Below are 19167 nucleotides of genomic sequence, written 5' to 3'. Positions count from 1 at the left end.
ACTATCATTGCTTTGATAACTGAAGCTTGAGTTGGGTTATCACTAAGTTCAGTTCATCGAGTTCTAGTCCAGGATATAAGGGCAAGCTCAAAATCTGCTCATAAAAGTGCTCCGCAGATGGAAAATCTCCTCGTTGGAAACCTTTTTGAAGATAAAATGGCTGAAGGTGTACAGGAAAATAGTGCACATGTACTTGTATACCTGCAGCTCGCATATCATTGAATATCTGCTTTCTTGCAGAGGTATCATGTAGGCGGATAATTTGTAGATGTCTAGCACTTTGAGTATTAGGTAAAGGCTCTACCCAACTAAAAGGTAGGCCTATGAGTTGTTTACGATACAGGGCTGTTAATTCATTTCTTTTTAACACAAAGGCATCGAGTCGCTTCATTTGCGACACGCCGAGCGCTGCCTGTAACTCGGTCATGCGATAGTTAAACCCCAACTCATGCTGTTCATAATACCAGTCACCTTCATCCGGCCTAAGCATAACAGTATGATCTCTAACAATCCCATGGCTACGAAGTTGAACCATACGTTTAGCTAAGTCAGATTGTTGAGTAGTCACAACTCCTCCCTCTGCACTCGTGATTATTTTTACCGGATGAAAACTAAATACACAAATATCGGAATACTGACATGCGCCTATCTTCTGGTCTTGATAGCTTCCTCCTATAGCATGGGAAGCATCCTCTAAAACACTCACAGCATACTGCTTAGCTAAATCGCCAATTGCTTGCATATCGCAGCTATGGCCTGCTAAATGAACAGGAATAATAACTTTAGGCAAACGCTCAGCATTACGTAATTTATTGGCAAGGGCTACAGGACACATGTTACCTGTTTCTGAGTCAACATCGACGAAGTCAATTTCAGCACCGCAATACAAAGCGCAATTTGCCGATGCTACAAAGGTAATCGGTGATGTCCATACTAGATCTCCAGGACCAACACCCAAGGCAAGACAAGCAATATGTAAAGCAGAAGTTGCACTATTAACGACAACAGAGAATGCGGCTCCCGTGTAATCACAAATGGCCTTTTCAAACTCAGGAACTTTAGGACCTTGAGTTAAAAAATCGGATTGTAATACTTCAACAACGGCAGCAATATCATCGGCAACAATATCATGCCTTCCATATGGAATCATGAACATGACTCCTCATCTAGTTTTAATATTTCTTCGACTGTTAAAAAATGAACATTACTACCAGAGTTATATTCGAAGCCAGAATTAACTAAAGTGCCAACTTCATTTAAAGCATTAACTGTAAAATCACTTTCACGACCAAAAAATTTAATTGATGGTGTGATAACAAAATGATCATAGAATTCTATCGTATGATGAGAATCATCACCTGGACACATAACTTCATGCATTTTTTCACCAGGACGAATACCTACGATCTCATGTGGTAATCCATTACCATAAGCATCCGCTAAATCGGAAATTCGTATTGAAGGGATCTTAGGTACAAAAATTTCTCCACCTTGCATTCTAGAGAAATTTTTAAGAACAAAATCAACACCATCTTGGAGTGTAATCCAAAAGCGTGTCATATCGGGATGGGTAATAGGAAGAGATGAAGCACCATTAGCAATCAACTGCTTAAAATAAGGAACGACGGAACCACGAGAACCTACGACATTTCCATATCTGACGGCAGCAAAGCGTGTTTTCCCAGGACCTACGATGTTATTGGCTGCAACAAATAACTTATCAGAAGCCAACTTTGTCGCACCATAAAGATTAATTGGACTCGCAGCTTTATCTGTCGATAAGGCGATCACCTTTTTTACTTTATTGGCAATAGCTGCCTTAATAACATTCTCTGCACCATAAATGTTTGTCTTGATACATTCCATAGGATTATACTCTGCAGCAGGTACCTGTTTTAATGCTGCTGCATGGATAACATAATCGACATCTTGCAATGCTTGCATTAAGCGGTCGGCATCACGCACATCTCCAATGAAATAACGCATACAGGGAGCATTAAATATCTGCTGCATTTCAAACTGCTTCAATTCATCTCTGGAAAAAATGATCAACCGTTTGGGCTTATACCTTTCTAAAATTGTTTTTGTGTATTTCTGCCCAAATGACCCAGTGCCACCTGTAATTAAAATTGTTTTGTTATCAAACATAGGGCCTCCCCAGTGGCTCAATTTAGCTTTCCATCTTGATAATGTAACCGTAGCAACCTATACAATTGACGATTTACTGCTAAAGCAATTAAATCAAAGCAAAAAACAAGCCAACATGGCATAAAATCATTACTAGAACGTAGTTTACTCACCTATAAAGCTCTATTAGTATAGGTAGTTACTCGTAAAATTTACATGATTTTATAGGCTAATTTCGACTTTATTGCATCAAGTCAGCCCTTTCTAACTAGTCAATCAACACCTGAGGGCTAAATGTCAATATAAACTGTCAAAAAAATAACATGGCGCATTTATTGCTGTTTTCTACCTGAGCAATTTTTTGCCTTGGCATATAAGATAAGAGCTCGTATTGACTTACTTGCCGACCAATAGGAATGTATAACTAATGAACAAAATATTGAATAGTTTCGCAATAAGTCGATTTAATGAATACTATTTACCTAGCATAAATCGCCATACTTTTGAAAATCTTGACTCAAAAACAATTTATAACAATAAGTTTAAAAAGGCATTTTCGATTAAAGATAAGCTTAATATTATTATTGGAATGGACTCAGGACTGCTAGCAAGTTATGCATTAGAACAGGAAATCGCTTTAGGGTCTAAATTTATATTTATCGAATTGGATGAAGTGCTACCATTATTAATTATAGATATCCCGTCAACTAAGCAAAAAAACTTTAAGATAGTAAATGAAACTGATTTTCTAGAGCAGTTAGAACAAGAGGATATAAAAATATATCTCGCTAAAGGAGAGTATGAGATTTATGCTTCTCTTGGTGTCACATCCCAACACCTAGAATCCTATAACTCACTATTTAGCAGAATAGAAAACAAAGTCCAAGATGAATATTTTAATCATAGGATTTTATTCACCCAAAAAATATTCTTTCAGACTCAACTAGAGAATATCCCAGACAATCACACACCTGCAAAGCTTCTTAGAAACAAATTTGAAGGGAAGACTTGCTTGGTTGTTGCTGGCGGCCCCTCACTTGATGAGCATATTGATTGGATAATAAAGAACAGTGACAATCTTTTCATTATTGCAGTGTCGCGTATTGCAGGTAAGCTAGCTAAACACTCTATTTCAGTTGATATTATCACTTGCGTTGATCCACAAGAGTTTAGCTTTGATGTTAGTCGAGAAATTTTTGCATTAAGTGAAAACACACTTCTAGTAAACTCTTACCACGTTAGTCCAAAAGTACTTTCACAATGGCAAGGACAAAGTATATATCTAGGTCAACGATATCCATGGAGTGGCAAAAAGGATCACGACAACATCATTACTGTCGGGCCGACAGTTACTAATAGTTCGATTCGCCTAGCTGTTGAGATGGGGTTCAAAAAAATACTATTAAGTGGTGTTGATTATTGTTACTCAAGATCTGGATACACTCATGCAAACGGAACAGTTGAAGCTAATCTAGGCCCTAATTTAGGACATAATAATAAATGGGTCGAAACCTATGCAGGCTACCAAGCTGAAACTCCAATACAGCTTGTCCATGCGATGGAGTCACTAGCATCTGAGGCTAAAAAATATCCTAATGTTGACTTTATAAATTTGTCAAAAAATGCTGCAAAAATCGAAGGCATTTCTCATATTTCTACTAAAAATATTATTCTTGATGAACTTGGTAGTAAAATAATTTCTTGCCTAGAAAAGTGCGACACCAAAAATAAAAAAATTGACTTAGAACAAACATTAGATGAATGTAAAAAAGCTAAAGACGATCTCACCAAGCTACTAAAGCTAACAAAGAAAGCGTTAGCACTATCTAAAAAACTCAATTTAAACTCATTGAACTCTGATGTCATACTTGATGAAGTCAATAAGATTGAAAAAAGTATAAACTCAAAGTACCCAGAGCTAACAAGATTAATTAAAGCCTATGGATATCTTGAGTTTTCAAAGTTTCTAACTACAAGAGAAACAGAAAATTGGACTCAATCACACATTAATAAAATGACTATAAATTACTATGATGCATTTAATACGACCTGCCATAACATTCTTAAACTAGTAATAAAATCTTACAAAAAAATAGTTTTTAGAATATTAGAAATTGATTCTAGCTCATTAGCTCCACTCGCCCCTGTCTGGCTAGAAAATCATCAACCTGGTAGAGTTTTCTTATGGTGCAAAAACCATAAAGTTGCATTATCTGACTCGCATGAAAATTTTATTTTTTCACAATTAAAAGATAAATTTGAAGAAGATATCACTCAAGTACGAAAAGCTTATATCGATACGCTAAATAAAGCCTCTGGAATGGAACGCGTCTATAAAAAAATCATAGGACTAAACTCGAATGAAAATAGTTATGGATTATCACTTACAGTCCAAAACTTATTCCCCTTAATTGAATCTGACAATGAAGCTAAAAGGCTGTACCACCTCGCCTTATCATTCCAACTCAGCCTTGAACAGCAGCCGCAGCAGGCATTAGATGCTTTACTTGCTCTGCCTGAAGAACTTTGTACTGAGATGGAGTTAAAGCATATTATTTTACTGGCGCTCAAACTAAGTAACCTTGAGCTTGCAACAGCAACTCTAGTCAAAATTTTGGCTTATAGTGATGAGTACATGCCTCAGTATGCACATATTTTAAAACTCCAAGGCAAGATTCAAGACTCAGTTAATGTCTACCTAGATTACCTAGAGAAGTATCCATCAGATACACAAACATGGATAAAACTTGGGTTATTCATGTTTGAAATCAATCAAATAGAAGCTTCACATACTGCATTTTCTAATGCAATTAATGCCGATCCCGATAATCAAGTGGCACGTGATTACTTATCTGAACTCGCAAGACTAATGAACGTCTCGCAATAACAAGCTCAAGATCACCGAACTCGCATATTCGTGTTCGGTGATTTCACTATTACTTCGCTAGACCGTATAATTAGCCTCGTTTCAGCATTGCTCATCTGCATATCCTAGGAGATTTTGTTTGGCTCATACCTATATACCTTTAGAAACTTACCGCCGTAAGTGGATTTTCAACCACAAAGACTTGCCTGTCACCGACGAGGACAAGGCGCACATCCTGCCGTTAACAGATAAAAGTGCGATGGAAATCTGGAACCAATGGATCAGCAACAAGAGTAGTCGTGCGGAGCAATTTACTAAGGGAGACTGGGCGGTGAAAGCTGATGCTTGGGTGGAAACAGATCATTGGCAGAGCGCTTGGGATAGTGAAGATAGCAGTTTACCCACCATGTTAGCTGAGTTTATACAATGGCCCGATGAGACGCCGGTGTATTTTTGCTATGAAAAATATCAGATTATTGAAACTCGTTGGGATGTGTTCGTCCGCAATTGGAAGTGTTTTCTTTTCTTTGACGACGGTCCCATTTTGATCTCGCCAAAACAGAAACAAGCGGTGATGTTCGAACAGAGTGGTCAGTACAAGCTAGGCACTCGCGGATAATTTATACAGGTTGCTTAACGCTGATAATTTCCCATTGATTGCTTTACGCCAACACTTTTACGCAATAGTTTAGCGCGAGGAGTCATCTTGTTGGCATGCTCATATTTAATGATGAGTATGCCATAATAGCCATTTTCGAATGATGCGTAAGCACAATTAGCCTATCACTCCCCTCTTCTTTAGATTAACATCCGTTTTCGGTGCCGAGTATTTGAGAAGTTGGGGTCAACTTTTTGCTGTAAATACTCATAAAAATCTGCTTAAAACCCAATAATTAAAATAGAAAAATGAGGTGTATTATGAAGTTACTCTCCACTCTTACCCTAGCAAGCGCGCTGTTATTACCCCACACATTAATGGCCAAAGAAGTCTCAGGAGTGCAAGTCGCCGAGACAGTGACATTAGATAGCCAAACATTACAGCTCAATGGCGCGGGCGTTCGCAGTAAGTTCTTTATGGATTTATATGTAGGCAGTTTGTATTTGCCAGCAGCATTAAGTAGCACTGCAGCGGTTATTGATGCACCAGTTGCAGCGATACGCCTTAACATTACCTCAGGCATGATCACCTCAGAAAAAATGCGCGATGCGATCACTGAAGGTTTTGAGCAAGCGACGGCAGAAAACACCGCCGATATTCAACCGCAGATAGATACCTTTATGGCACTGTTTAAGGAAGAAATTAAAGAAGGTGACCAATTTACCTTAGTCGCCAATAAAGCCCGCGGCGTGACGGCCTATAAAAATGGTCAGGAACAAGCCACCATCGAAGGTGAAATGTTCCGTCAAGCACTGTTAAAAATTTGGCTAGGTGATAAGCCAGCCCAGAAAAGCCTCAAAGAGGCCATGCTGGGCAAATAACTGACATTAACGTTAGAATTTGAATTCGATATCCAAGGCCGCTGCGCCTTGGTTATCCATTTCAAGCGCGGCTTGATTTGTCACTTCTAACTCACCATCAAAGTAATAACCAGCATAGAGATTTACGGTTAAAGCAGGCGTTGCTCGCCAACCGCCACGCAGATAACTCACCCATTCGTTCGTTTCTACAGCAATATCATCATCCTCAATAAGGAATCGCTCAGTACGACGTGAACTACCCAAACCAATATTCCAATCAGGATTGAATTGATAACTAAGCTCTAGTCCTGCTGGACCACTAAAACCAGCTTGGAATGGATTAGCTAGTGTCCAATGTTCATCTATCTGCCAACGCATGGCAAGATAAGGCACTGTGCGAACTTCATCGATATCATTAAGATACGCGACGCCAAAGCCAATCATGTTTCCCGAATCAAATGCATACATGGCCGATGCCACAATACCGTAACTCTGAGCTTGGCTAGCCGATGCAGTATCGGCGTAGGCATATTGGATCTGCGGCGCTAAAAAGAAGGCCCAATGTTTATCCATGCGATAATTTAACGACACTCCGGCACGGTAACGATTAATATGATCCCAATACTGTCCGTCGGTGCCAAACAGCGGTGCGACATTGTTTGCGCCAGTAAGCGTGATGTTACGCCAGTCATAATCAAGTCGGTCATAGCCCACACGAAAGCCTAGCGACCATTGCTTATCCAGTGATACATTCATCCCAGCATTCAGTAATAAGCTGTCCCTTTGTAGCTCAGTATTGCCATTAGCTACCTCGGCGCTTTGGGTGCTGATCTGTGTGACACTTAATCTAAAAGGTTTGTATTCCTGCGAAGGTTTATCCGCTGCAATAGCGGCACAGCTCATTAACGGTAACAATAACAAACTGCCTTTCAGCAACCGCTGTTTTACGCTTAATGGTGCGAGTTCTCGATTAGCCACGCTAGCTCCTTGCATTTAAAATAATGAATAAATTTTTGTGCATAATACGCGCTATTGAATAAAAAGGTTCACACTTTCAAAATGAAAATACAAACTAATACCTCTAAAACAAACAAGCCTTCACTCTACCCGATGCGCCCTCAAGAACATGTCAGCACAACCCAATATATAATGATTCCTGTCGTCAAAAAGTTCATCGGCCACTAATCCCAATTCTAATTTAAGTTTTAACTCACCAAACAACATTAAACATAAACGCACTGCACTATGGTGAGCATTACCAAATCGATATTGCCCTAACGCTTCTACAGCGACTAAATAATCCGCCAATAAGCCCACTATGTGTTTAGGGCCTGCATCAAAGAACAATCGCGACACTTCAGGATGACTTTCGGATTGCGCCACACAGGCTTTGAATACAGTAATAGCTTCAGGACTGACAATCATCTCCCCAAATTGCAAGGCAAATTGGGTTAATGCCGATTCCGGTTTAGTGGGATCACTTAACAAATCATCATTAAGATTATGGCCAACACACTTAGATTCAATTGCCGCAACAAATAATTCATCTTTGCTACCGTAATGGGAATATACGGTTTGTTTCGACACGCCCGCAAGCTTTGCAACCTCATCCATACTGGTATGAGGGAAACCTTGACGACAAAACAAATCAATAGCTGCCACAAGGACTTGCTGACGTTTTTGTTCACTACGGCTCAAAGGTAATTGCGTCTCAGAGGAATGCGTCATATCAACTCTCAAATGGATAGACATAATTAATTGGCATTAGTTAAGCACAAAATAGACTAGACAGTCTAGTTTCGCGCAACTAGACTAGCAAGTCTAGTTACATAGTATTAACGTTTAACTTACAGCGGAAGCCTTTAAAATGGATCGAACTGCCCGACTTTCTTGGCGCACTCTTAGCGTCTGCGTGTTTGCTTTAGCCACATTATCCGCCTGTCAAAAGGAAGTCACCGAACACGCTACGACAGCCACGCTACCCACAGTCACAAGCCAAACGTTGATCCAGACCCCTAGTTATGAACACTTTCAGACCTTCACTGGCACCATCCGTGCAGGTAATACCACAGGCGTCGGCTTTGAACTAGCGGGGAAGTTGAACAATTTACAGGTCGATTCTGGGAGTAAAGTTAAGCAAGGACAAATACTTGCCGTTCTCGATACCCGGCTACTCGAAGCCGAGCGTCAAGAGATCCAAGCAAGTCTGGCACAAACCCAAGCCGATGTTGATCTGGCCACCAGCACTCTAAAACGTAATCAAGAATTGAAAAAATCGGGCTATGTCTCTGAGCAGCTATTAGATGAAAACCGCTCTCAATTAAATAGCTTAGCCGCAGCGAAAAACCGTTTACTTGCCTCGCAGCATGCCAACCAACTTAAGCTCGACAAATCCATTTTAGTGGCCCCCTTCGAAGGTACCATAAGTCAAAGGCTACATAATCTTGGCGAAGTGATTGCCGCGGGCAGTCCTATCTTCACCTTAGTGGGTAACATCAATCCTGAAGCTTATATTGGTGTTCCTGTTGCGCTAGCAGAACGATTTCACACCAAAGAGCAAGTGCAAGTTAGTGTACGAGATCAAACCTTTACTGCTGAAATTGCCGGTATTAGCGCTGAAGTCAATCCCATCAGTCGTACCCTACAACTGAGAATAAGCCTGCCCAATGATGCCCATGTAATCAATGGCGAAATTGCGTATCTGCATCAACAACAGCAAATCCCGCAACCGGGCTATTGGGTACCCATTTCCGCACTGACGGATGGTATTCGCGGATTATGGAATCTCTATGTCATCGCAAACTATGAACAGCAATCCATCATAGAGCGCCGCGATGTGGAAATCCTCTACACCACCCAAGACATGGCCTACATTCAAGGCGCGATTCAGCCTAATGAAATCTATGTCAGCCAAGGGCTGCATAAGCTGGTCGTAGGCCAAACTGTATCTCCCATTGCTGCAGCCACGAGGTAATTATGATTAAAGCCTTTGTTGAAAACGGCCGCTTAGTCAGCCTCGTTATTGCGCTATTACTTGTCGCAGGCTTTGGTGCGATATCGAGCCTACCGCGTACTGAAGATCCCCACATAACTAACCGTTTCGCCTCTGTGATCACCCCTTATCCTGGCGCCTCAGCAGAGCGGGTCGAAGCCTTAGTGACTGAAGTCATTGAAAACCAGCTCAGGCGTTTGGAAGAAATTAAGTTGATCCAATCAACCTCTCGACCAGGGATTTCAGTTATACAGTTAGAATTGAAAGATACAGTTAAAGAAACGGCTCCCGTATGGTCTCGAGCGCGGGATTTATTGGCCGATGCGAAAATTAATTTACCTGAGGGCATACAATCTCCCACACTCGATGATCAAATTGGTTATGCCTACACCGCCATCTTAAGTTTAGTGTGGAATAGTAATACGCCCGTACAAGTCGACATGCTAAACCGCTACGCAAAAGAATTACAGAGTCGACTCAGGCTGTTATCGGGCACGGATTTTGTCAAACTTTACGGCGCACCGACCGAAGAAATGCTAGTGCAGCTTGATGGTAACAAGATGAGCCAGTTACAGCTCTCTCCTGCTTCAATCGCCCATATTCTCAGTGGCGCCGACAGTAAAATTGCTGCCGGTGAAATCAACAACAGTGAATTTCGTGCCTTAGTTGAAGTCTCCGGCGAGCTTGATTCTTTAACCCGTATTCGCCAAGTGCCGCTTAAAATTGATAGCCAAGGGCAAATTATTCGCCTCGGCGACATAGCTACTGTGACCCGCCAAGCTCAAACCCCATCGGATAGCATAGCGTTAGTCGATGGTGAACAAGGCGTAATGGTTGCAGTGCGAATGATCGATAATACCCGTGTTGATCTTTGGCAAGCACAAGTCAATAACGTCGTTGACGAACTCAATCGCGAAGTTCCCGCTAATATCCAGATCCGATGGCTATTCGAGCAAAACAGTTACACCAGCGAACGACTTGGCGGGCTAGTGGTTAACCTGCTGCAAGGATTTGTCATCATCTTGCTGGTATTACTCCTCACCCTAGGCTTAAGAAACGCCATCATAGTGGCGATTTCATTGCCGCTCACAGCGCTGTTTACCTTGGCCTGCATGAAATATATCGGCCTGCCGATACATCAAATGTCGGTGACAGGACTCGTCGTCGCCCTTGGGATCATGGTGGACAATTCGATAGTGATTGTCGATGCCATATCACAAAGGCGTCAGCAAGGAATGAGCCGTTTAGCCGCAGTGAGCGAAACCTTACACCACCTTTGGCTGCCCTTAGCGGGATCGACTATCACCACTATTTTGGCTTTTGCGCCCATAGTACTCATGCCCGGTGCTGCGGGGGAATTTGTCGGTGGTATTGCCATGTCAGTGATGTTTGCGCTGCTGGGCTCTTACGTGATTTCCCATACGTTAATTGCAGGGCTCGCGGGACGTTTTAGTTATGAAGGTAAACAGGATGTCTGGTACCAACACGGGATCAACCTCCCGCTAGTGAGCCAATATTTTCAAGCGAGCCTGAGAATTGCCCTTAAACGCCCCATCGTCAGCGCGCTGCTTATCGGCATTACGCCAGTATTAGGTTTTTTAGCCTCGGGTAAGATGACGGAGCAGTTCTTTCCGCCATCGGACAGGGACATGTTCCAAATTGAAATCTATCTTGCGCCCCATGTGAGTTTAGAAAACACCTTGAACCAAGTGCAGTTGATGGATAAAAAACTCCACGCAGTCACAGGGATCACTCAAGTCGATTGGGTGGTGGGCGGTAATACGCCCTCATTTTATTACAACCTGACGCAGCGCCAACAAGGGGCGACTAACTATGCACAGGCCATGGTAAAAGTGACTGACTTTGAGCGTGCCAATGAGTTAATCCCCGAATTACAACAGCAATTTGATAGCGCTTTTCCCGAAGCGCAAGTACTAGTTCGAAAACTCGAGCAAGGCCCGCCCTTTAATGCGCCAGTGGAGTTAATGATCTTCGGCCCGAATCTAGATACTTTGCGATCATTGGGCGACGACGTTCGTAATATTCTCGCGCAAACGCCGGACGTACTTCACACACGTGCAACCTTAAGTGCCGGTGCACCTAAGCTGTGGCTACAGGTAAATGAAGATGCCAGTCTAATGAGTGGGTTAAGCCTGACGGACATTGCCAAACAGATCCAAATGTCAACCACAGGCGTTATCGGTGGCAGCGTGCTTGAGCAAACAGAATCCTTACCCGTACGAGTTCGCCTTGCTGATGACAGTCGCGAGCAGGTGAGCCGCCTTTCTGAAATTCAATTAATGACACCTTCGGGTGAGTCTGTTGCATTATCAGCCCTCGCCCACAATGAAGTACAAGTGAGCCGCGGCGCCATTCCAAGGCGTAACGGCCAAAGGGTTAATACCATAGAAGCCTACATCGTCAGTGGGGTATTACCTGCCCAAGTACTTAATGATGTTAAAGATAAAGTGGCTCAATTACCGTTGCCATCGGGTTATCGCATTGAAATCGGTGGTGAAAGCGCCAAGCGTAACGAAGCGGTCGGTAATTTACTGTCCAATATGATGTTGGTCGTCACCTTGTTATTAGCCACTGTGGTGTTGTCGTTCAACTCCTTTAGGCTCACGGCGATTATTCTATTGAGCGCGATACAATCGGCAGGACTTGGCCTATTAGCCGTGTTTGTATTTGGTTATCCCTTTGGATTCCCGGTCATCATAGGACTACTTGGATTAATGGGACTTGCCATTAACGCTGCGATTGTGATCTTGGCCGAACTAGAAGATATGCCGAGCGCTCGGCTCGGCGATATGGAAACCATAGTCTCTACCGTCAGCAGCTGTGGCCGTCATATCAGCTCAACAACTATTACCACCGTGGGCGGTTTTATTCCGCTCATCATTGCTGGCGGCGGGTTTTGGCCTCCCTTTGCCATTGCTATCGCGGGCGGCACCCTGCTGACGACTTTACTTTCTCTGGTATGGGTTCCAACCATGTATTTGCTGCTGATGAAAACCCGTACGGCGAACAACCCATCCGCGATTCAAGCTCAAATCGCATCATGAACTAGATATTGGTACAGTTTATCTTTAAGGTTTAATCGCTCTAATTTTAACGCTAAAAAGTGCTCATCGGCGGTGGGCACTTTTGTTAACTCCAGCGCCCTAATTTTATTATCGAGCTCATGGTAACGACTAGCCATGGTCGCGAAGGCAGTATTATTGACTTTTAAATGCTTAATTTGATCGACAAAATCAGGAAACTCATAAACCAACGCATGATTCTCACCTAGCATATACACTTCTCCTATAATGTGGTTCTAACACTATGAACTCCATTCACCTTAAGCAGCTTAGTCTATACCCTCAGAATACAGCCAGTACTTGGGCATGTTATCTGCTAACATTTCTGCAAAATAAGCCGATGAGTCCAAGTCTAAAACTGCAAAAATATCAACGAAATGAGTTTAAAATTGCAGAAGTTTTAGACCCACATCAAGACTACAGAGTAAAACTTAGGCTACATTGATGTAACCGTTACCTATAGGATCTTACGATGAATTATAAAAATTGGCCTATTGCAAAACAAATTGGCGCCCTCGCGTTTATTCTCACTCTTCTCATCTTTGGCGTATTGAGTACCGTCTCCTATAAAGCCGCTTCAAATGTATTAGAAGATAAAGGTATCAGTGCCATGAAATCTGAAATGCGTGCAGTTTCAGACATGTTAGAGCTGCAGTACGATAGTCTTCTGCAACTTGCGAGACGCAACGCCGATGTTTTTAAGGAAATGTATCCTGGACAATTTAGTCTGCAAAATAAAACTGTCAATGTGATGGGAGTTGGCTCTCCAGCCCTAATGCACGAACAAGAACAAGTGAACTCATCAAAAAGTAAAGTCGATCGTTTTGCTAATCTAACTGGCGGTACCGCTACGGTATTCGTACGTGATGGCGATGACTTTATGCGAGTTTCGACTTCGCTCAAAAAAGCCGATGGCAGCCGTGCACTAGGTACTTCCCTTGGCAAAACACATCCAGGCTATCAAGTGCTGATCAGCGGTAATGAATACGAAGGTTATGCCAAACTTTTCGGCAAAGACTACATGACAGTCTATCGTCCAGTGAAAGACACACAGGGCAAAGTTATTGGTATCTTATATATTGGCTTCGACATCACCAGTTCCTTAAAACAATTACAAGAAGCAGTTAACAGAATCACCTTAGAAGAAAGTGGCCATTTTCTATTAGTACGCAAAGCGGACAATGTGTTAGTCGCACATCCTAAGTTCAACGCAGGTGACATCATCACCGAAAGTATGCTTGATGGCTTAAGTGTTGCGTATGCCACCCAAAATGATGCGGAATCCCATTACAGCAATAGTAAAAATGAGCCTATGTTTGCCTATAGCCAAACCGTGACGGGCTGGAATTGGGTGCTAGTGGGTCAAGTCAAGGCAAGTGAGCTTAATGAAGAAAGTATGCAATTGCTCACCATCAACGCCATCGTTGCTATCACAGGGATCGCGCTGATCACAGCGCTATTATCAGTTGTCTTAATTCGCGCACTCAAACCTTTGCATTCCCTCCAAGTGCATATGGAAAATTTAGGCAGTGGCGATTTTAGCCATCACTTAGCGCCATCAGAACCACAGAGTCAAAACGAAGTGGATCGAATCACGACCAGCGTATCAACTATGTCCTCAGAGCTCAGGCAATTGATTATTGCATTGCAGGATTCAGTCATGAGTCTAGAGCAACAGGCCTCCAAGGCACAAAGTATCGCGAAGCAAAATGGTGAAGAAGCTCAAGCCCTAATGCTACAAACGGATCAAATCGCAACTGCCATCGAAGAAATGTCGACCTCGATCCGTGATGTGGCTAATCATGCCCAAGATGGCGCAGTTCAAAGCCAGCAAGTGGATGCCGCAGCCAAAGAAGGTCAAAACCAACAGACGAAAGTGGTGCAGGATTTACTCAAACTCAGTCAGCAACTCAGTAATAGTCATCAATCGGTTGAAAAAGTCAGCCATGAAAGTGAAGCGATCAGCAAGGTGACCGAAGTCATTAACAGCATTGCCGAGCAAACTAATTTACTCGCATTAAATGCAGCGATTGAAGCGGCGCGCGCAGGCGATCAAGGTCGAGGCTTTGCCGTCGTTGCCGATGAGGTGAGAACTCTCGCCCAGCGGACCCAGTCATCCATTGTAGAAATTGGCCAAACGATTGAAAAGCTGCAAACTCAAGTGAAAAGCACCACAGAACAAATGAGCCAAAGTCATCAATTAGGAATGGAATCTGCAGCACAGGGTGAAGCAACGGGTGAACAACTGAAGGAAATCACCCGTAGGATTGGCGAACTCGCGATTAGCTCACGCAATATTGCCTCGGCTACTGAGCAGCAAAGCAGTGTTGCACAAGAGATAACCCACAATTTGCATCAGATCAGCGAACTCGCTAACGAAGGCGAGCACCGTGCCACTGAAACAGTGCATTCTGCCAATGAACTGTCTTCCTTAGCCGCCGCCTTAAAACGCCAAATAAGCCAGTTTAAGGCCTAACTCAAATACGGACTTAGATAACCTGAGCTCGGGATAAGCAGAGCCGCTGAATAGGCATCTTTTTGGGCCTCTCTGCGTTGCTCTGTCTAACCATAGCTCGCTATGGCGTACGACAGAGCGCCTTGATATGCGCAAAAATCTGCGCATTCAGTCAGGAAATAGATTTTTCGCTTTAAACGAATAATTTTATACCATTGATTTTATTTGTTAAATTTAGATTTTTCGACACTCGTTATCCCGAGTTCAGGTTAGATACAGAGTTAGTGCTTTATCAAACGTTAAATGCCGCCCTAACAGGGCGGCATTTTTTATAACAGCACTACATCAAAACGATAGGAGCCACATTTAAGAAATGGGATTTGGGACTTTGATTTAGGATACTGACGTAAAGGAGTAATGGAGAAAATATCTTAAGCCATGCAGAGCAAGCATCTGCAGAGAGCACAATCAAAAAACAATGATATCAGGCCTATTCGCTGCAGTTACATCAACACTCTGCTGCGAAGTTAACTGCTTGGCCTAATACGATAGCCTAGCTCTGCCTCAAATTAAAATAACCTCAGCCCATCAAAAAATCGCAATAAAAAACCCCGCTGATGCGAGGTTTTTAAATCGAGTTTAGACGTTACTCGGCATCTTCTGCCGATCTGTCCATGTTCTCTGTATTCTCAAGCCACAGGGCATTGATAATCCCGAAAGAACAGGCCAACAAAACCCCTAATATCCACGTAAAATACCACATAGCAGATGCTCCTTAATGCCTAATAGAGTGAGGCTTTGTTATCTTCAATATGCTTACGGCCGATACGACCAAACATCTTGTAGTAAGTCCAGACAGTGTAGCTCAACACTATAGGTACGAAAATCGCTGCAGCAGCAGTCATAACACCTAAGGTCATTTTACTGGCTGTTGCATCCCACATAGTCAAACTGACGTTAGGGTTAAGTGATGATGGCATGACGAATGGGAACATTGCTGCACCGCAAGTCAAAATCACCATAGCCACAGTGAGTGAGCTGAATAGGAACGCAAAACCTGAACGGTTAAAGCGGCTAACCAAAATCACTAGCAGAGGCAATGCCACACCTAAGATGGGGAACAGCATAGTGATGGGGTATTTGTCATAGTTGGCAAGCCAAGCACCCGCTTCAATTGCGACGGTTTTCATGGCTGGGTTAGAAACCGCATTATGGTCCAGTACTGAAGTCACTACATAACCATCAATACCATTGGCTAACCACACACCCGCAGCAGCAAACAACACAGCCACTAACAGTGCGAAGAATTGCGTGGCTTTCGCAGCACGAACACGCAGCTCACTGTCAGTCTTCATTTGTAGCCAAGAAGCGCCTTGCATCATAAACATGCTCACGCTCACAAGACCTGCCAGCAAACCGAAAGGATTCAACAGGCCGAACAGACCACCGTGATAAGTCGCACGTAGGAACTCGTCGAATTCAAAAGGCACACCTTGCAACAAGTTACCAAAGGCCACGCCTATGATTAGCGGAGGTACAAAACCACCGGCAAACAAGGCCCAGTCCCACGACTTACGCCATTTTGGATTTTCGATTTTAGAACGATAATCGAATCCGACTGGACGCATGTAGAGGGCAAACAGCACTAACATCATGGCGACATAGAAGCCAGAGAAAGATACTGCATACACCATAGGCCAAGCGGCAAATAACGCACCGCCTGCTGTGATTAACCACACTTGGTTGCCGTCCCAATGGGGAGCAATAGTGTTAACCATGATACGGCGTTCAGTATCGTCTTTGCCTATAATTGGCAGTAACGCACCGACACCCATGTCAAAACCATCAGTAACCGCAAATCCGATGAACAGTACGCCGATCAGAGCCCACCAGATAACTCTTAATATTTCATAATCAAACATAATGAAATCCTCTGCTTAGGCTTCTAGGTTCTCGAAATGATAACGACCAGTTTTCAAACTGCTCGGACCAATGCGGGCAAACTTAAACATCAAGAACATCTCAATCACCAGCAGTACAGTGTAGAACAAGGTGATAGAAAGGATACTGAACCATAAGTCGCCAGTAGTTAAGCTTGACGCAGACATAAAGGTCGGTAGTACCTCAGAAATCGTCCAAGGTTGACGACCATACTCAGCCACAAACCAACCACACTCAATCGCGATCCAAGGCAATGGCAAGCTATAAAGTGCAGCTTTAAGTACCCATTTTTTCTCGGCGATTTGATGACGTGTGCTTTGCCAGAATGCCGCAGCAAATACGAACAACATGATAAAGCCTAGACCTACCATCACACGGAAGCTCCAGAAAATCGGTGCTACGTTCGGGATAGAATCTTTAGCTGCTGCTTTAATTTGCTCTTCAGTCGCATCGACCACTTTGTCTGTGTAGCGTTTCAGTAAGAAACCGTAGCCTAAGTCAACTTTCGCTTCTTCAAAAGCAGCACGTAGTTCAGGCGTTTCTTCACCCGCACGCAGTTTCACTAACATGGCATAGGCTTTCATACCATTACGGATACGCACTTCATGCTCAGCAATCAAGTCATGAATACCAGTCACTTCTTCATCCAACGAGCGTGTTGCCACTATACCCATCGCATAAGGAATTTTGACTGCAAAATCTGTTTTCATGGTTTCTTGATTCGGAAAACCGACAGCAGTAAAGGCCGCTGGAGCAGGCTCTGTATGCCACTCAGCTTCAATCGCTGCTAACTTAACGCGCTGTGCTTCACCCACTTTATAGCCAGATTCGTCACCTAACACGATAACCGACAGAATCGCCGCCATACCAAAGCTTGCCGCAATCGCGAATGAGCGACGAGCAAAAGGTAAGTCACGTTTCTTGAGGATGTAATAAGCACTGATCGCCAGTACAAACATGGCACCCGCCACATAACCCGAAGCGACGGTGTGAACAAACTTAACCTGCGCGACAGGGTTAAACACAACTTCAGCGAAGCTGGTCATTTCCATACGCATGGTTTCGTAGTTGAACACTGAACCCACAGGGTTTTGCATCCAACCGTTTGCCACTAGGATCCACAATGCCGACATGTTAGAGCCAAAGGCCACTAACCAAGTCACGACTAAATGCTGACGCTTAGTGAAACGATCCCAACCGAAGAAGAACATACCCACGAAGGTAGATTCAAGGAAGAAGGCCATTAAACCTTCAATAGCCAGAGGCGCACCAAAGATGTCCCCTACGTAATGCGAATAGTAAGACCAGTTAGTACCAAACTGGAATTCCATTGCCAAACCTGTGGTAACCCCCAAGGCAAAGTTAATACCAAATAACTTACCCCAGAACTTAGTCATATCTTTATAAATTTGTTTATCTGTCATCACATACAGTGATTCCATGATAGCCAGCAAAAATGCCAACCCCAAAGTCAAGGGAACAAATAGGAAGTGATACATGGCTGTCAGCGCAAACTGCAACCGCGATAGCTCAACAACCTCTTCAACAATCATCGGTGACTCCTTACTTGGTGCGTCCAATTGCTATGACAAAACCCGCGTCAATCACAGCAAGTGCCTTTGTAGGATAGTGAGTTTTCATTTTGTGTTTATATCTGCGACAACAGTATAAACCGTTAAATTTAATCTTTTGCATTAGTTCGAAGCAGCAAGGGCTAAAAAGTACCAATATCTGTTGCATATTGAGACGCGAGTCACACTATCACAAGTAACTGAGACCGACACCCTACCACTCACTCAATCAAATGATTTCATCGATATAAATATCAGATAGTTAAGATATTTATTCATTTTCATTTGTGGCTATTTTATACCACCTCGCTTTGATGCAAATCAATCAAACTCAGGGGTTTAGGTGGGTTTTGCGGTGAGGCACACACTTCCCCATCAGAGAGGATTGACAATCGACAAAAACAAGAGTAGTGAGCAGCCATTAATTAATATAAAGTCATACTTTTACCAACTAGGCAGTAAAAAATAGCTCTAATCATCAAAAAACCAATAAATAAATAATGTTGCAACAAATTAACTAAAAAATATTGTCACAAATTTAAGTGAGCCATAATTTAAAACCTTTAAAATCAAATATAAATAAATATAAATATAAAAAATCACAATCGAACAGGCTAAAATGCATTAGTTTTAATAATGAATATTTGTATTTTTTCTCGTTTGAGAAGCTAACC

At 42.9% G+C, this 19167-nt stretch carries 14 protein-coding genes; 6 read left to right on the top strand and 8 right to left on the bottom strand.

The window, feature by feature from the left end; genetic code table 11:
• Positions 1-4: 4 nt before the first annotated feature.
• Together pseC and pseB are read right to left on the bottom strand one after the other, a co-directional pair.
• Positions 5-1150, bottom strand: coding sequence for a UDP-4-amino-4,6-dideoxy-N-acetyl-beta-L-altrosamine transaminase (gene pseC, locus CKQ84_RS15235; protein WP_105251912.1), 1146 nt, complete (start codon positions 1148-1150; stop codon positions 5-7).
• A complete protein-coding gene (pseB, locus tag CKQ84_RS15230; RefSeq protein WP_105251911.1) occupies positions 1147-2148 on the bottom strand; it encodes a UDP-N-acetylglucosamine 4,6-dehydratase (inverting) in 1002 nt (333 codons plus the stop codon). Before pseB ends, pseC begins: the two co-directional genes overlap by 4 nt.
• 406 nt (positions 2149-2554) lie before the next feature.
• Here pseB and CKQ84_RS15225 point away from each other — a divergent pair, with 406 nt between their 5' ends.
• From CKQ84_RS15225 to CKQ84_RS15215, 3 genes are all read left to right on the top strand, one after another.
• The gene (locus CKQ84_RS15225; protein WP_105251910.1) at positions 2555-5014 is read left to right on the top strand and encodes a 6-hydroxymethylpterin diphosphokinase MptE-like protein; all 2460 of its coding nucleotides are present in this window, start codon (positions 2555-2557) and stop codon (positions 5012-5014) included.
• 118 nt (positions 5015-5132) lie between these two features.
• A complete protein-coding gene (locus CKQ84_RS15220) occupies positions 5133-5612 on the top strand; it encodes a DUF2947 domain-containing protein (protein ID WP_105251909.1) in 480 nt (159 codons plus the stop codon).
• A 299-nt stretch (positions 5613-5911) separates the two neighbouring features.
• Positions 5912-6472, top strand: coding sequence for a chalcone isomerase family protein (locus tag CKQ84_RS15215; protein WP_105251908.1), 561 nt, complete (start codon positions 5912-5914; stop codon positions 6470-6472).
• A 12-nt stretch (positions 6473-6484) separates the two neighbouring features.
• Here CKQ84_RS15215 and CKQ84_RS15210 read toward each other — a convergent pair whose 3' ends face one another.
• A complete protein-coding gene (locus tag CKQ84_RS15210; protein WP_105251907.1) occupies positions 6485-7429 on the bottom strand; it encodes a DUF6268 family outer membrane beta-barrel protein in 945 nt (314 codons plus the stop codon).
• Positions 7430-7549: 120 nt separating this feature from the next.
• Positions 7550-8179, bottom strand: a complete 630-nt coding sequence (locus tag CKQ84_RS15205; protein WP_105251906.1) for a TetR/AcrR family transcriptional regulator — start codon at positions 8177-8179, stop codon at positions 7550-7552.
• A 139-nt stretch (positions 8180-8318) separates the two neighbouring features.
• Here CKQ84_RS15205 and CKQ84_RS15200 point away from each other — a divergent pair, with 139 nt between their 5' ends.
• On the top strand, positions 8319-9425 hold the full coding sequence (locus CKQ84_RS15200) for an efflux RND transporter periplasmic adaptor subunit (RefSeq protein WP_105251905.1): 1107 nt from the start codon (positions 8319-8321) through the stop codon (positions 9423-9425).
• 2 nt (positions 9426-9427) lie between these two features.
• Positions 9428-12508: an efflux RND transporter permease subunit gene (locus CKQ84_RS15195; RefSeq protein WP_105251904.1), complete on the top strand. Its 3081-nt coding sequence runs from the start codon at positions 9428-9430 to the stop codon at positions 12506-12508.
• On the opposite strand, the gene CKQ84_RS15190 is transcribed toward CKQ84_RS15195, so the two are convergent.
• Positions 12493-12738 carry a YdcH family protein gene (locus CKQ84_RS15190; protein WP_105251903.1) on the bottom strand — a complete coding sequence of 82 codons (246 nt, stop codon included), beginning with the start codon at positions 12736-12738 and terminating at the stop codon, positions 12493-12495. The genes CKQ84_RS15195 and CKQ84_RS15190 overlap by 16 nt on opposite strands.
• Positions 12739-12998: 260 nt before the next feature.
• On the opposite strand from CKQ84_RS15190, the gene CKQ84_RS15185 reads away from it, so the two are divergent.
• Positions 12999-15002 (top strand): methyl-accepting chemotaxis protein, encoded by a 2004-nt coding sequence (locus CKQ84_RS15185; RefSeq protein ID WP_105251902.1) that lies wholly within the window; start codon positions 12999-13001, stop codon positions 15000-15002.
• Between the two features lie 625 nt (positions 15003-15627).
• On the opposite strand, the gene cydX is transcribed toward CKQ84_RS15185, so the two are convergent.
• From cydX to CKQ84_RS15170, 3 genes are read right to left on the bottom strand one after another with little or no spacing between them, the layout of a single operon-like run.
• Positions 15628-15744 (bottom strand): cytochrome bd-I oxidase subunit CydX, encoded by a 117-nt coding sequence (cydX, locus tag CKQ84_RS15180; RefSeq protein ID WP_011788717.1) that lies wholly within the window; start codon positions 15742-15744, stop codon positions 15628-15630.
• A 19-nt stretch (positions 15745-15763) separates the two neighbouring features.
• Positions 15764-16903 (bottom strand): cytochrome d ubiquinol oxidase subunit II, encoded by a 1140-nt coding sequence (gene cydB, locus CKQ84_RS15175; RefSeq protein ID WP_028761243.1) that lies wholly within the window; start codon positions 16901-16903, stop codon positions 15764-15766.
• A gap of 15 nt (positions 16904-16918) precedes the next feature.
• Positions 16919-18475, bottom strand: a complete 1557-nt coding sequence (locus CKQ84_RS15170; protein ID WP_028761244.1) for a cytochrome ubiquinol oxidase subunit I — start codon at positions 18473-18475, stop codon at positions 16919-16921.
• Positions 18476-19167 lie beyond the last annotated feature (692 nt).

The organism is Shewanella sp. WE21, from assembly GCF_002966515.1.
Taxonomy (GTDB): domain Bacteria; phylum Pseudomonadota; class Gammaproteobacteria; order Enterobacterales; family Shewanellaceae; genus Shewanella; species Shewanella oncorhynchi.
This window is presented reverse-complemented; position numbering and strand designations above follow the sequence as displayed.

Coding starts and splice junctions, on each gene's coding strand:
- pseC (WP_105251912.1), bottom strand. CDS start 1,150: ATGATTCCATATGGAAGGCATGATATTGTTGCCGATGATATTGCTGCC.
- pseB (WP_105251911.1), bottom strand. CDS start 2,148: ATGTTTGATAACAAAACAATTTTAATTACAGGTGGCACTGGGTCATTT.
- CKQ84_RS15225 (WP_105251910.1), top strand. CDS start 2,555: ATGAACAAAATATTGAATAGTTTCGCAATAAGTCGATTTAATGAATAC.
- CKQ84_RS15215 (WP_105251908.1), top strand. CDS start 5,912: ATGAAGTTACTCTCCACTCTTACCCTAGCAAGCGCGCTGTTATTACCC.
- CKQ84_RS15205 (WP_105251906.1), bottom strand. CDS start 8,179: ATGACGCATTCCTCTGAGACGCAATTACCTTTGAGCCGTAGTGAACAA.
- CKQ84_RS15200 (WP_105251905.1), top strand. CDS start 8,319: ATGGATCGAACTGCCCGACTTTCTTGGCGCACTCTTAGCGTCTGCGTG.
- CKQ84_RS15195 (WP_105251904.1), top strand. CDS start 9,428: ATGATTAAAGCCTTTGTTGAAAACGGCCGCTTAGTCAGCCTCGTTATT.
- CKQ84_RS15190 (WP_105251903.1), bottom strand. CDS start 12,738: ATGCTAGGTGAGAATCATGCGTTGGTTTATGAGTTTCCTGATTTTGTC.
- CKQ84_RS15185 (WP_105251902.1), top strand. CDS start 12,999: ATGAATTATAAAAATTGGCCTATTGCAAAACAAATTGGCGCCCTCGCG.
- cydX (WP_011788717.1), bottom strand. CDS start 15,744: ATGTGGTATTTTACGTGGATATTAGGGGTTTTGTTGGCCTGTTCTTTC.
- cydB (WP_028761243.1), bottom strand. CDS start 16,903: ATGTTTGATTATGAAATATTAAGAGTTATCTGGTGGGCTCTGATCGGC.
- CKQ84_RS15170 (WP_028761244.1), bottom strand. CDS start 18,475: ATGATTGTTGAAGAGGTTGTTGAGCTATCGCGGTTGCAGTTTGCGCTG.